Origin of the sequence: Paraburkholderia sp. (genome assembly GCF_026225065.1) — a bacterium.
In the GTDB taxonomy this organism is placed as follows: domain Bacteria; phylum Pseudomonadota; class Gammaproteobacteria; order Burkholderiales; family Burkholderiaceae; genus Paraburkholderia.
Genome location: NZ_JAMFSB010000261.1, coordinates 1 through 12,852 on the forward strand (window position 1 = coordinate 1; position 12,852 = coordinate 12,852).

Genomic DNA, 12,852 nt, shown 5'->3' on the forward strand with positions numbered 1-12,852 from the left:
CGCCGTACGTTGTTTGCGCCCGATCTGGTCGGTACTGCAGACGAGATCGTCGCGCGCCTGCTTGACGATCCTGTCGTTGGGCAGGTTCGCGAACTGCGCCTCGAACTGCCGTACGACCTGCCGTTTGAGAACTATCAGCAGATCCTTGAGGACTTCGTCACACGTATCGCACCCGAACTGGGTTGGCGGCCGGAAGCCGCACGTGAACCCGTCGCGGCGTAGCAGCCGCCGCGCATATTGCCGTATCGAATGATTGACCTTATGACACAAGTCCAAGCCACATCCGTTTCCACTGCTTCACCACAGATTCACACCGCGCCTGACGATCGCCTCGTTTATGTTTCGGTAAACGATCCGTTGGCGCGTCCTCTTTTCGAAGAGCTCGCCTACGAATACAGCAGTCGTTACGCAGGCCTGATCGATACCGACGAGATCGCGAGAGAGATGCAGCGCTATCCCGTGGAGGCTTTCGCGCCGCCGCATGGCGCGTTCGTGCTTCTGCTGCGAGACGGGCAGGCCATAGCGGGCGGCGCGTTCATGCGGCATGCCGATCCCGGCACGACCGAGTTCAAACGCATCTGGGCGAGCCGCAACCATCGGCGTCAGGGTCTCGCGCGTCGCATTCTCACCGAACTGGAGGTGCACGCGGTTCGTCTGGGTTATACGCGCGTGTTCCTCAGCACCGGACCCCGTCAGCCCGAGGCCATCGCGCTGTACCAGACCAATGGCTATACCTTGCTGTCCGCACACGACTTCGGTGAGGACCAGCCGCCGGGATATCTGTTCGAGAAGCACCTGTAGCGTTTTCCACTCAACCTATCGATGATCAACCGTTCCTTGAAACAATCAGCGCTTGCGTTGCGGCGCATTGCACTCGCGTCCGTGCCGCTGTCCATCGCGTCCTTCAGCCTGTTGGTGTTGGTGACGACACTGTCGATTTCCGCGCCGGTGGATGCAGCCGGCAGCAAGACCCTCGTGTTTTGCACTGAGGGCAGCCCAGCCGGGTTCGACCCGGGCCAGCACACAACCGGTACCGATTTCGACGCCAGCAGCAACGCTGTGTACAACGAACTGGTCGAATTTCGCCGGGGAACCCTCGACCTCGAGCCCGCGCTCGCGACGAGCTGGGACGTGTCGGAAGATCAACTCACCTACACGTTTCATCTGCGGCATGGCGTGAAGTTTCATACCACTGCGTGGTTCAAGCCCACCCGAGATTTCGACGCGGACGACGTGCTGTTCACATTCAACCGAATGCTCAATCCCGACGATCCGTTTCGACGGGCCTATCCGTCGAGTTTCCCGTATTTCAGCGATCTGGGCTTCGACAAGAACCTCGATCGGATCGACAAAGTGGACGACTATACGGTGCGCTTCCAGTTGAAGCAGCCGGACGTGATCTTCGTGCGCAATGTGGCGATGAGTTTCGCCTCGATCCTGTCTGCGCAATATGCGGCACAACTGAGCGCCGCGCATCGTGAGGCCGATATCAACCAGTTGCCGGTCGGCACCGGACCGTTCGTGTTCCGTTCCTATCAGAAGGATGCCCTGATCCGTTACGACGCCAATTCCGACTATTGGCGCCCCGATGACGTGAAGCTCGCGCATCTGATCTTTGCCATTACGCCCGATCCGGGTGTGCGCGTTCAAAAGCTCGCGAGCGGCGAATGCCAGGTGTCGGCTTACCCACGTCCCGCGGATCTGGACGTGATCAAACGCAATCCTGACCTGACCTTGATTACAGGCGTGGGCTTCAATGTAGGTTTTGTTGCGTACAACACGCAGCACGCGCCGCTGGACCGCGTCGAAGTGCGGCGCGCCCTCGACATGGCGATCGATAAACCCGCCATTATCAAGGCCGTTTTTGCCGGCAACGCGACCACCGCGACCAATCCAATGCCGCCGTCCCAGTGGTCGTACAACAAACAGTTAAGGGATGCACCGTACGATCCCGCCAAGGCGAAGGCACTGCTCGCGCAGGCGGGCTTCCCGAACGGATTCGACATCTCGCTGTGGGCCATGCCGGTGCAGCGTCCCTATAACCCAAATGCGCAGTTGATGGCGCAACTCATCCAGCAGGATTGGGCGAACATCGGCGTGCGCGCCAGAATCGTCAGCTACGAATGGGGCGAATACAATCGCCGCGCGAAGCAGGGTGGTGAGCACGACGCAATCCTCTACGGCTGGTCGGGCGACAATGGCGACCCTGACAACTGGCTCGGCACCTTGCTCGGCTGCGACGCCGTGCACGGCAGCAACGTGTCGAAGTGGTGCGATCCCACCTTCGACGCCTTGATCGTCAAGGCACGCTCGAGCTCCGACACCTCCGTGCGTACGGCGCTTTATGAGCAGGCCCAGGTAATCTTCAAGCAGCAGGTGCCTTATACGCCGATCGCGCATTCGATCGTGTCGTTGCCTGCGTCGAAGCGCGTAAAGGGACTCGTATTTTCGCCGCTCGGAAGTCACCGGTTCGACGGCGTCTGGCTGGAGTAAAAGACATGATCCAGTTTGAGGAATTGACCGACAGCGAATGGGCCCTGCTTGATGGACTATTCTCCAACGAAGCGGTGCCGCCCGAGCGCTCAGGAAGACGGCGAGTGGAGCCACGCACGGTGGTCAATGCAGTGCTGTGGGGGCTTTCGACCGGGCATGGCTGGTCGAGGCTGCCCGGCAGGTATCCGTCGCGCCCGACCTGCGTGCGCCGCTTTGACGAATGGCAGGCCGACGGCACGCTTGCCGAAATCGTCAGACGGCTCAATGCCGGCGGCCGGACAGTGTCGCCGCGTGGTGCGATCGGGGATGCGTTCAAACATCGTGCGGCGAACCCGGGTCATGCTCATCTGAAACGACTGTCATGGAGCAGTCCGCAAACGTGGCGCGCGCCGGTTGATGTGATCTGAAACTAGAGTTGCGCGTGCCGCGCAAGAATCGAGCGGCGGTAGCCTGAGGGAAGTGGCTCCGGCAATCGGTCTACGTCGAATGTCCCCACCTGCAAATGCTCTTCGCTGATCGAAGGCGAGAACTTGCCTTCGATCCGGCATCCATACGTCACGATAAATACAAAGCGCCCCGGGATGACTTCGAACAGGTAGCTATCGAGAATCCCGCAGGGCGTGATGGTTGCCGCCAGTTCTTCTTCGAACTCCCGGACCAGGGCCTGCTCGGGACTTTCGCCCACTTCGAGGCGGCCGCCGGGCAGCTCCCACTCCTGCCGTTCGTTCAGCAACAGGATGACCTGGCCTCGCGCGCTGAATGCCACGCCTTTAACTGATACCGGAAAGCGATCGTTGTTCATCTGCGGTCTGCCATGTCGCGCCGTGGCGCGTTCGTTGACCGGTCAGCGCCGGTGATTCATTGAATTGACGAAATACTGTCTTCGATTAATCCGGGTCTGTCGATCACAATTTCGCAATAAACCGCGCCAAAACGCGCCTGAAAAGAGCGGGGCCAACGAGCAATGTCTGATTGCCTTTGGCGAATGCGCGCGGGTTGTGCGTGGGCGCGGGCGAAGCCAAGGCGCAGCCGGTTCGCGCAACCGGAAGTATACAAAATGCTTTCGATAATCTTCCGGTTACCTACGATTCCAGTCAATCGCCAGCTTCGGGTACGTATCTTTCAGTGCGTTTATAAAACCTTCATATTCGAATGCTCCAATGCGTCGGCGTAATCGAGCTGACAACACGCTGTACTCCTTTAACAAAGCGGCTTCCTATCCCCTAACGATGGATCCGTCGCAGAATATCCGGAGCGCCCCATATGTTACATAGAAAACCCCTGGTGCCGATTTCGTTGGCGGTGACGATGCTGACGCTGGCAGCTTGCGGCAGCAGCAGCCACAACACGCCCGCGCCGTCTGCAGAGGATGCACTGACTACCGCGACACCGATCAAGCACGTCGTCGTGATCTTCGGTGAGAACGAATCCTTCGACCACTACTTCGGCACCTACCCGAACGCAACGAACCCGACGGGTGAGCCGGTGTTTACTGCGGCATCCGGAACGCCGACGGTCAACGGACTGACGACTGCACTGCTGACTGCGAATCCGACTGTCACCGCCGCGGGGAACCCGGCCGGCACCAACATCAATCCGTTCCGCCTCGACCGTACCCAGGCCGGCACGGAAGGCCAGAACCACGGCTATGCGGCGGAACAGCTCGCTGCCGACGGCGGCAAAATGGACCTGTACCCGCTCAACACGGGTAACAACGCGACGGGTTCGACTGGCGAATTCGGCACGCTGGGCCTCGTGATGGGCTACTTCGACGGCAATACCGTGACGGCTCTGTGGAACTATGCGCAGAACTTCGCGATGAGCGACAACATGTATACGGACACGTATGGTCCGTCGACGCCGGGCGCGGTCGCCGTAGTCTCGGGCCAGCACAATGGCGCCGTGGTCACGAAGAACGGCGCAGTAGTCGCGGGCACCGCGACCGCGAGTGCCAGCCCGTCGTCCAATGTGGTGTTCGACCTGCAGGGTGGCTGGACGCTGATCGGCGACCTGGATCCGACTGGCGACGCCTGTACGGTCGCGGCCGACTCGGCCTCGACGGCGACGGCATTAATGAGCTCGAAGAACATTGGCGATCTGCTGAATTCCGCCAACATCACCTGGGGCGGCTTCATGGGCGGGTTCAACCTGACCACAGTCAACCCGAACGGCACGACGGGCTGCAAGCGGTCGACCTTCTCGAACGTGCTGGCGGCGAACGAGCCCGACTATGTTCAGCACCACGCGTGGTTCCAGTACTACGCGACCACGCAGAACCTGGCACACACCCGCCCGAGTTCGGTAGCGGTGATCGGCCACACCGATCCGCTGGATAGCACGGCAACACCGGTGCACCACCAGTACGACGTGGACGACTTCTTTGCTGCCGTGGACGCAGGCAACTATCCGTCGGTCAGCTTCCTTAAGGCGCCTTCGGTTGCCGACGCGCACCCGGGTAACTCCGATCCGCTCGACGAGCAAGCGTTCGTGACCAGCGTGGTGAACTTCCTTGAACAGCAGCCGGACTGGAAGAGCACCGCAGTCATCGTCACCTATGACGATTCGGACGGTTGGTACGACCACCAGTTCGCAGCGCCGACGACCTCGTCGTTCGACAGCACCACGGTGGAAAGCGCCGGTAATAGCTCGGACAACGAACGTAGCGTGACGGGTGCCGACCAGATCGTCAGTGCCGGTGTGTGTAACGCGACGGGCGCCGTGCAGGGCGTGGGCATCAACGGTGGTGCGGTCAACGGCCGCTGCGGCCCGGGTACGCGCATTCCGTTGCTCGTGATCTCGCCGTATGCGAAGCCGAACTACGTTGACCACACGCTGATCACGCAGGCATCGGTGGTGCGCTTCATCGAAGACAACTGGTTGAGTGGTACGCGTCTCGGCCAGGGTTCGAACGACGCCAACGCAGGCAGCATCATGACCCTGTTCAACTTCTCGACGACGACGCCGAATCCGACGCTGTTCCTCGATCAGAACCTGGGTACGAAGGTCGCTTCGCCGCCGGCGTCCGCTTCCTCTGTAGCACCGGCAGTCTAAGCGGTATAAGCCGACACGCTTCATGGTCGGTTCACGTCCCGGTAGCTCACGCTGCCGGGACGAATGTTTTTGAGGAGGCCCGGCTTCGGCTGGGCCCTATGCGTTTTTTGATACCTCTGCGTTTCTCACCACATCACATGTCTACGAGTCCACAGCCCACTTCGTCGCCAGCCGGATCAACCTTCGCTCCCCAGCCTCCCGGACAAAGCAAACCGCGCGGTCGCGGGCCACTGTTGGCAGGATGTTCAGTGGTGCTGCTCGCCGTCGTGGGCCTGGTCGGCTATGCATTGGCCTACCCCGAGCGGATGCCCGACGCAGTCGGCGAATATGTCGAAGGTATTACCGGCGCGAACCCGTATCCCGTGCAACTGGTCTTGCCGCCGTCTGCTCCCTTGAGCGCGGTCGCCCAACTGGGCAAGCAGATTTTCTACGACACGTCGTTGTCCGCATCGGGTAAGCAGTCGTGTGCCTCATGCCACAGCCCGGCACATTCGTACGGACCACCGAATGATCTGTCCGTGCAGCTGGGCGGTCCGCACCTGGACCGGCCGGGCTACCGGCCGCCGCCGTCGCTCGCCTACCTGTACCGTCAGGCGGTGTTCAGCATCGGGCCAGATTCGGCCGACGCGGAGGCGCCGCCCGATTTCGCTGCGCTCGCTTCGGCCGCGAAGGGCACGCAGCGTGCCGACAAGGTCGCGGGCCTCGCGCCCGCTGCCCCAGCGATGGTGCCGCAAGGCGGCCTGTTCTGGGATGGCCGTGCCGATACGCTGCAAAAACAGGCCATCGGACCGCTACTCGATCCGAACGAAATGGCCAATACAAGCGTCGAAGACGTGGCCGCGAAACTCGCCCGCGCACCTTACGTCAAAATTTTCGAGAAACTTTTCGGTCCGCGTATCCTGAAGGATCCGAGGCTGTTCACGGCAGAGGCCATGTTCGCAGTGGGCCGCTACCAGTTCGAGGAAACGTCATTCCACGCGTTCACCAGCAAGTACGACTACTGGCTGCAGGGCAAGGCGCGCCTCACGCAAACAGAACTGCGGGGCCTGCACCTTTTCAACGATCCGAAGAAGGCTAACTGCGCCGGTTGCCACCTGAGTGCGCCGACCGCGGACAACCTGCCGCCGTTGTTCACTGACACGCAATACGAAGCGCTTGCCGTGCCGCGCAACCCCGAGTTGGCACAGAACCGCGACCCGAAGGCTTTCGACATCGGCTTGTGCGGCCCGATTCGCAAGGATCTGGTGCAGCAAACGCAATATTGCTCGATGTTCCTCACGCCAACACTACGCAATAGCGCAGCGCGCCACATCTACTTTCACAACGGTGTCTACCACGACCTGAAGCACGTGATGGATTTCTACAACCTGCGCAATACGAATCCCGAGAAGATCTACTCTCACGATGCGTCAGGCAAGGTGATCGTGTTCGACGATGTGCCCAAGCAATACCAGCCCAACGTCGACTTTGCCGACGCGCCGTTCGACGTCAAGCCGACCGACAAGCCTGCGATGACGGATCAGGACATCCAAGACATCATCGCGTTTGTCGGCACGTTGAACGACGGTTACCGCCCGAAGTGATCCGTTGTATTGTCGGGGGCATACTTGCACTATTGACGCCCCCTGCAAGGAAACCGTGTGGCAAACAACCCAGCAGCGCGGGCCGACGCGATCACCGTGTCGGCCATCCTGTCGCGCATTGAGCAGCTTTATCCGACCTATGGCGCAGCAAGCCGGCGCATCGCGGATTTCATCCGCGAATATCCGCACGAAGTCGTGCATATGTCGGTGAGCGAAGTGGCCGAGCGCGTCGGCGCGAGCGAAGGCAGTGTGGTCGGCTTCTGCAAGACGCTCGGCGCGAAGGGTTTCCTGCAGTTAAAGATCGTGCTCGCGCAGGAGATCGTGCAGCCGGTCCAGCTGATTCACGAGGACGTGGCGCGCGGCGATAGCACGGCGGCCGTAGTCGCGAAGATCTTCAGCTCGAACGTCCAGGCGCTGCGTGAAACTGAGGCGACGCTCGACGTGCGCGCACTCGAGCAGGCCGTCACGGCGATTCGCAGTGCGAAGCGCATCGAAATCTACGGCGTCGGCAGCTCGGCGCCGATCGCCGAGGATGCGCATTACCGGCTGCTGCGCATCGGTCTCGACGCGCGTGTCGCGGTCGACCCGCATATCCAGGCGGTGAGTGCGTCGCTGTGCGATGCGAGCGTCGCCACGCTGACCATCTCGCATTCGGGCGCCACCCTCGAAACGGTCGCCAGCACCCGGCTGGCGAAGGAGGCGGGCGCACGCACGATCTGCATCACCAACTTCGGGCGCTCGCCCATCCACGCATATTCCGACATCGTGCTCACGACCATGGCGCGCGAGACGCATTTTCGCACCGAGGCGATGGCAAGCCGGATCGCGCAGCTCGCGATCGTCGACACGCTGATCGCCTGTCTCGCGCTAGCGGATTACGAGCGCTCCGTGGACACCATTCGCCACACCTTCGACGTCCTCTCGCTCAAACGTTACTGAAGGGAAGGGTGGGGCGGGCGAAATTGAATAATGTTCAAAAATAGAAACATATTCAATAAACAAACTTCACTCACCTGTCACGAACGGCTCGTAACCTGAACAGGAGATCGGGCGCGGCAACCTTTCCACCCAACGTCGAGCAAGACAGCGCTCCCGGTCCTGACTGCGCCCCGTAATCCGCCGGCAACCCACGCTGGCTCGGAGTGCCGGGTGCTGCCCGTCCCTACTACGTCGAGACACGTGATGAGCGAATTCGAACAGAACGACGACACCCCGACCCCGTCCACCCAGCACAACGACTCCCGCCGCAACTTCCTGCGCCGCTCGGTCAACACCGCCGGCGCACTGGCGGCCACCACGATCATGCCGGCATCGATTCGCAAGGCGCTTGCGATTCCGGCCAACTACGGTTCCGGCACGATCGAGGACATCAAGCATGTGGTGATCCTGATGCAGGAAAACCGCTCCTTCGATCACTACTTCGGCACGCTCAAGGGCGTGCGCGGCTTTGGCGATCGCTTCCCGGTCACGCTGCCGAACGGCCAGACGGTGTGGCAGGAAGCGTCGTCGGCACCGGGTGCGAGCACCACCACCGTGATCCCGCCGTTTCACCTCAACACGGCGACGATGAACGCGATGGGTGTAGCCGACTGCCCACACGACTATGGCACCGGGCAGGCAGCGTGGAGCCAGGGGCAATTTGGCCACTGGCCGTACTGGAAGTCGCAGTACTCGATGGGCTACTACGAGCGCGCGGATATTCCGTTCCACTTCGCGCTGGCCGAAGCGTTCACGCTGTGCGACGCGTACCACTGCCAGCTGACGGCGCCGACCGACCCGAACCGCATTGCTTTCTTCTCTGGCTCGAACTTCAATCCGCAGCTTGGCAGCAGCGGCGTCAATTCGACCGACGCGAACGCCGAAGCGACCAACGTGCGCTGCTCGGTAGGGGGCACGATTTCGGCCACGACCCCACCGTATCAGTACACTTATGGCGGCACGGCGTTCACGTGGCCGACGCTGCCGGAACTGCTGCAGCAGGCCGGTGTGACGTGGAAGATCTATCAGGATCCGAACAACAACTGGGGCGGGCTGCTGCACGGCTGCCTCGCGTTCGAGAGTTTCCGTACCGCACAGCCGGGCTCGACCATCTACAACAACGGCATGACTGGCAGCCCCGATTTCGTGACCTCGTTTGCGAACGACGTGAAGAGCGGCGCGCTGCCGCAGGTCTCGTGGATCCTGCCGACGCCGAACGTTTCCGAGCACCCGAGCTACTTCCCGAGCGACGGCGCGAATTTCATCTCGCAGGTGCTGGACGCACTGACGGCCAATCCGGCCGTCTGGAGCCAGACCGCGTTCTTCATCACCTACGACGAGGAAGATGGCGTATTCGATCACGCGCTGCGCCCAGCCGTGCCGTCCTATGACGCGAGCGGCAACGTTATGGGTGGCTCCACGCTGCCGCTGGCCGGCGAGTATTTCGCAACGACGCCCGCGCTGTACTCGACCTATCTGGAATCCGCCGACACGATCAGCGGTTCGGTGCGCCCGTGGGGCCTGGGTGGACGCGTGCCGATGTTCGTCATCTCACCGTGGAGCGCCGGCGGCTGGGTCAACTCGCAAGTGTTTTCGCACACGTCGATGGCGATGTTCCTGGAGAAACGCTTCGGCATCACGGTATCGAGCGTGAGCCCGTGGAACCGCGCGATCACCGGCGATCTGACCGGCTGCTTCGATTTCCGGCGTCCGGACGCGAATGCCTCCACGTATTCGCGACTGCCGAGCACCGCCAACACCGCGGCCTTCGACGCCGCGCAGCAAGCGTTGCCGGCAGTCACCCCGCCGAGCTCGCCCGAGCCGCTGTTTCAGGAGTCGGGCTTCCGGCCGTCGCGCGCGCTGCCCTATGAGCTGCACACCAACGCGCGCGTGTCGCCGAACGGCACGATCGAGTTGCTGTTCAGCAATACCGGCAAGCAGGGCGCGGTATTTCACGTCTACGACCAGAATAACCTCAGCACGATCCCGCGGCGCTACACCGTCGAGGCCGGCAAGCAGTTGAACGACAGCGCGTGGACCGCCAGCACGAGCGGCAACTACAACCTGTGGGTGTATGGGCCGAACGGCTTCGTGCGCCAGTTCAGCGGCAACGCCCTTACCGGCGCGCAGGTGGAAATCGAGGTTGGCTACGAGGCTCTGAGCGGCGCGGTGTCGGCGACTTTCACCAACAACGGCTCGAAAGACGTGCAGGTGACGCTAGCGGCGAATGCCTATGCGAGCGCGTTCCTGCGTCCGCAGACGCTATTCGTGCCGCCCCGCCGGTCGGCCGTGCAGCGCTGGGAAATGGCGGCAATCGGCAGCTGGTACGACTTCACGGCCACCGCGTCCGGTTTCACGCGGCGCTTCGCGGGACGTGTCGAGACCGGCCGGCCGAGCATCAGCGATCCGGCGATGGGTAGCGGCCTCGCTCGCCAGAGCGCCGCCGCAGGCATCAGCGATCCGGCGCAGGGCGCCACGTCCGATCGTGAACTAGCGTAGTAAAGGCGACGGCCACCCGTGTGCTGCGAGGCATACAGGTGGCCGGCTTTTACGCTGTATTGCACTGCGTTCAATTGGGTCGGCGAGGCGGTGTTCGAGGCTTGTTTTGGCCTTGAGGTCCGGCTCGCTTGCTGGCGACGCGCGTGCTCGGCCACGCCAACATGGCGAGCTCGATCATACGGCCCAAGGCGTCTGCACTCGCGCCCGCCTGAGGCAGGTTAAGTACTGCCTGGGAAACGCCGAGAAAGTGCCAGGCCAGGGCATCGACATCGGCATCGGCGGGTAATTCGCCGTTCACAATCGCGTCGCGCAACAGATTCGCCAGCGTCTCGCGCTGCCCGTTCACGCCGACGAGGGCTGCCTGCCGTCCTGCTTCGGACAGGTCGACGAGCTCGGCGCAACTCCTCGCCAGCAAACAGCCGGGAGGGCGTTGCCGGACGCCCGGCAGGAGTCCGCGCAGCAATGCTTCGAGGCGCGCGCGTCCTGTGCTGCCCTCGGTCGAATTCATCCTCCTTAGCACCCGGTCCGTGTAGGTCGCGAGCACCACCTGGAACAGGCCGTCCTTGTCCTGGAAGCGTTGATAAAGGCTCGAACGGGACAAACCCGTCGCTTCCGAAAGATCATTGATCGAGGCAGCCGCGTACCCGTGGCGCCAGAAAACTTCCAGTGCCGCGTCGATGACCGCGGCTTCGTCATATTGCGGTTTTCCGCTCACTCGGTCCTCGTTGACAAAACAGATTGACAATCAGGAACGATCATTCCAATATGAGAACGATCGTTCCAAGATATTGGGATCGTTCGTTCCATGATACCTCTGAAAGGCACCGATATGTCCAGTCATCCAGTCTCGAATACACAGAAGCCACGGATCGCCATTGCCGGGGCCACAGGTCGCGTTGGCTCGGCGTTGACCACGCTGCTCGGCGCTGATCCGGTTGAACTCGTGGCGCTGACGCGCCAGCCTGATGCCGCACGACTACCTGCCGGTGTGGCGGTGGCCGGCGTCGACTTTGAACGCCCGAACACCCTCCGGGACGCGTTGCGCGGCGTCGACCGGTTGTTTATCTCGCAAGGCACCTCGGGCCGGCAGGTCGACAACGAGATTGCATTGATCGATGCCGCCGTTGCTGCGGGTGTCCGGCAGGTCGTCAAGCTGTCCGCCTTGGGGCCTGCTAGCCGACTGATTCCGTTTGCCTGGCATATGCAAATCGAGGCGCATCTGGCACATCAACCGGTGGCGTCTACCGTTTTGCGACCCAGTGCTTTCGCTTATCTTCTCAAGCGTGCAGGCGCGGATGTGGCAGCTGGTTCGTGGGGTGGCGCGGCAGGGGAAGGACGCGCAAATTTCATCGACACACGCGATATAGCCGACGTAGCACGCGTTGCGCTGCTGGAAGATATCCAGCCCGAATCGCAACGGGCGTACCACCTGACCGGTCCTCGCGCATGGACGATGGCGCAGGTTGCCGAGGCGTTGTCGCGCCTGCTCGATAGACCGGTTACCTACATTAATCGCAGTCCTGCACAACAACGAGAGGTCTTGCTCGCCGCCGGGCATCCTCCTTTTGTCATCGATCTGCTGATGGGCCTTGACCAGGTGTTCCGCGACTCCGCGCTGGGAGAGACGACGTCGACGGTCGAGGAACTCACGGGAAAAGCGCCGCGATCGTTGACTGAGTGGTTGACGGACAATCTCGCCGTCTTTCAGCCCTGAGCGTCTGACGCCAGCCGGAAAGGGTCGACAACCCACACTTCACCCGCCCTGAGATGGTTTTCTGAGGCAAGCCACTCTGTCAGCGGAGTAAGGCTTATCCCCGGAGAGACAGAGCCGCCGTAGGACTCCGAAACGAACTTCGCGCCGTCCTCCGGGCTGCACACCACCTGAACAATGTGAGTGATTCCGCGCGAACGGGGATGGTTGTTCGCCCAGGCGGGCTCGCCCATTTTCAGCCCTATAGTGGCGTATTGAGGGAAGGTGTTGGCTGTGATCTTGCGCGCCTCAAGAATGAACCCCGTGCGTGCCCCAATCTCCTCAATGATCCGATCCGACCAGGCGTGCAACGCGAGCATGTCGTCTGCGCCGAACACTGCCCGGGCCGCCGCCTCGTTTTCCGCCTGCATGGCCTGTGTTAGAAGCAGGGTGGTCCATCCCGAGCAGTCGATGACTGGAGGAGTCAGCGATAGCCCTTCGGATTTCACGCCGCGCTGATATCCCACCCGACCTGTGTAGCGCTGCACAAGTCGCCAC

Annotated in this window: 11 protein-coding genes and 1 pseudogene; 9 read left to right on the plus strand and 3 right to left on the minus strand. The window is 61.9% G+C overall.

Features of this window, described 5'->3' with window-relative positions; translation table 11 throughout:
• From M0954_RS18910 to M0954_RS18925, 4 genes and pseudogenes are all read left to right on the plus strand, one after another.
• Positions 1 to 222, plus strand: a pseudogene (locus M0954_RS18910) (LLM class flavin-dependent oxidoreductase); the annotation flags it as partial.
• A 39-nt stretch (positions 223 to 261) separates the two neighbouring features.
• Positions 262 to 801, plus strand: coding sequence for a GNAT family N-acetyltransferase (locus tag M0954_RS18915; RefSeq protein ID WP_297354869.1), 540 nt, complete (start codon positions 262 to 264; stop codon positions 799 to 801).
• A 21-nt stretch (positions 802 to 822) separates the two neighbouring features.
• Positions 823 to 2,493, plus strand: coding sequence for an ABC transporter substrate-binding protein (locus M0954_RS18920; RefSeq protein ID WP_297354871.1), 1,671 nt, complete (start codon positions 823 to 825; stop codon positions 2,491 to 2,493).
• 5 nt (positions 2,494 to 2,498) lie between these two features.
• The gene (locus M0954_RS18925; RefSeq protein ID WP_297354874.1) at positions 2,499 to 2,900 is read left to right on the plus strand and encodes a transposase; all 402 of its coding nucleotides are present in this window, start codon (positions 2,499 to 2,501) and stop codon (positions 2,898 to 2,900) included.
• Positions 2,901 to 2,902: 2 nt separating this feature from the next.
• On the opposite strand, the gene M0954_RS18930 is transcribed toward M0954_RS18925, so the two are convergent.
• A complete protein-coding gene (locus tag M0954_RS18930; RefSeq protein WP_297354876.1) occupies positions 2,903 to 3,295 on the minus strand; it encodes an NUDIX domain-containing protein in 393 nt (130 codons plus the stop codon).
• A gap of 461 nt (positions 3,296 to 3,756) precedes the next feature.
• Here M0954_RS18930 and M0954_RS18935 point away from each other — a divergent pair, with 461 nt between their 5' ends.
• The 4 genes from M0954_RS18935 to M0954_RS18950 all read left to right on the plus strand — a co-directional run bounded on the left by M0954_RS18935 (position 3,757) and on the right by M0954_RS18950 (position 10,604).
• The gene (locus M0954_RS18935) at positions 3,757 to 5,544 is read left to right on the plus strand and encodes an alkaline phosphatase family protein (RefSeq protein WP_297354878.1); all 1,788 of its coding nucleotides are present in this window, start codon (positions 3,757 to 3,759) and stop codon (positions 5,542 to 5,544) included.
• 230 nt (positions 5,545 to 5,774) lie between these two features.
• The gene (locus tag M0954_RS18940; RefSeq protein ID WP_297354892.1) at positions 5,775 to 7,127 is read left to right on the plus strand and encodes a cytochrome c peroxidase; all 1,353 of its coding nucleotides are present in this window, start codon (positions 5,775 to 5,777) and stop codon (positions 7,125 to 7,127) included.
• A 57-nt stretch (positions 7,128 to 7,184) separates the two neighbouring features.
• The gene (locus M0954_RS18945; protein ID WP_297354881.1) at positions 7,185 to 8,066 is read left to right on the plus strand and encodes a MurR/RpiR family transcriptional regulator; all 882 of its coding nucleotides are present in this window, start codon (positions 7,185 to 7,187) and stop codon (positions 8,064 to 8,066) included.
• A gap of 243 nt (positions 8,067 to 8,309) precedes the next feature.
• The gene (locus tag M0954_RS18950) at positions 8,310 to 10,604 is read left to right on the plus strand and encodes a phosphocholine-specific phospholipase C (protein ID WP_297354883.1); all 2,295 of its coding nucleotides are present in this window, start codon (positions 8,310 to 8,312) and stop codon (positions 10,602 to 10,604) included.
• A gap of 70 nt (positions 10,605 to 10,674) precedes the next feature.
• On the opposite strand, the gene M0954_RS18955 is transcribed toward M0954_RS18950, so the two are convergent.
• Complete coding sequence (locus tag M0954_RS18955) at positions 10,675 to 11,319, minus strand: TetR/AcrR family transcriptional regulator (RefSeq protein ID WP_297354886.1); 645 nt, start codon at positions 11,317 to 11,319, stop codon at positions 10,675 to 10,677.
• Between the two features lie 114 nt (positions 11,320 to 11,433).
• Here M0954_RS18955 and M0954_RS18960 point away from each other — a divergent pair, with 114 nt between their 5' ends.
• Positions 11,434 to 12,318 carry an NAD(P)H-binding protein gene (locus M0954_RS18960; RefSeq protein ID WP_297354888.1) on the plus strand — a complete coding sequence of 295 codons (885 nt, stop codon included), beginning with the start codon at positions 11,434 to 11,436 and terminating at the stop codon, positions 12,316 to 12,318.
• Here the strand turns inward: M0954_RS18960 and M0954_RS18965 are convergent.
• Positions 12,309 to 12,852 (minus strand): hypothetical protein (locus M0954_RS18965; protein WP_297354890.1); only part of this gene is annotated, 544 nt, incomplete at its 5' end. The two genes, M0954_RS18960 and M0954_RS18965, sit on opposite strands and share 10 nt — an antisense overlap.

Bases quoted from the DNA above. Each gene is read 5' to 3' on its own strand.
- M0954_RS18960 (WP_297354888.1), top strand. From the start codon at position 11,434: ATGTCCAGTCATCCAGTCTCGAATACACAGAAGCCACGGATCGCCATT.
- M0954_RS18930 (WP_297354876.1), bottom strand. From the start codon at position 3,295: ATGAACAACGATCGCTTTCCGGTATCAGTTAAAGGCGTGGCATTCAGC.
- M0954_RS18915 (WP_297354869.1), top strand. From the start codon at position 262: ATGACACAAGTCCAAGCCACATCCGTTTCCACTGCTTCACCACAGATT.
- M0954_RS18920 (WP_297354871.1), top strand. From the start codon at position 823: ATGATCAACCGTTCCTTGAAACAATCAGCGCTTGCGTTGCGGCGCATT.
- M0954_RS18950 (WP_297354883.1), top strand. From the start codon at position 8,310: ATGAGCGAATTCGAACAGAACGACGACACCCCGACCCCGTCCACCCAG.
- M0954_RS18935 (WP_297354878.1), top strand. From the start codon at position 3,757: ATGTTACATAGAAAACCCCTGGTGCCGATTTCGTTGGCGGTGACGATG.
- M0954_RS18925 (WP_297354874.1), top strand. From the start codon at position 2,499: ATGATCCAGTTTGAGGAATTGACCGACAGCGAATGGGCCCTGCTTGAT.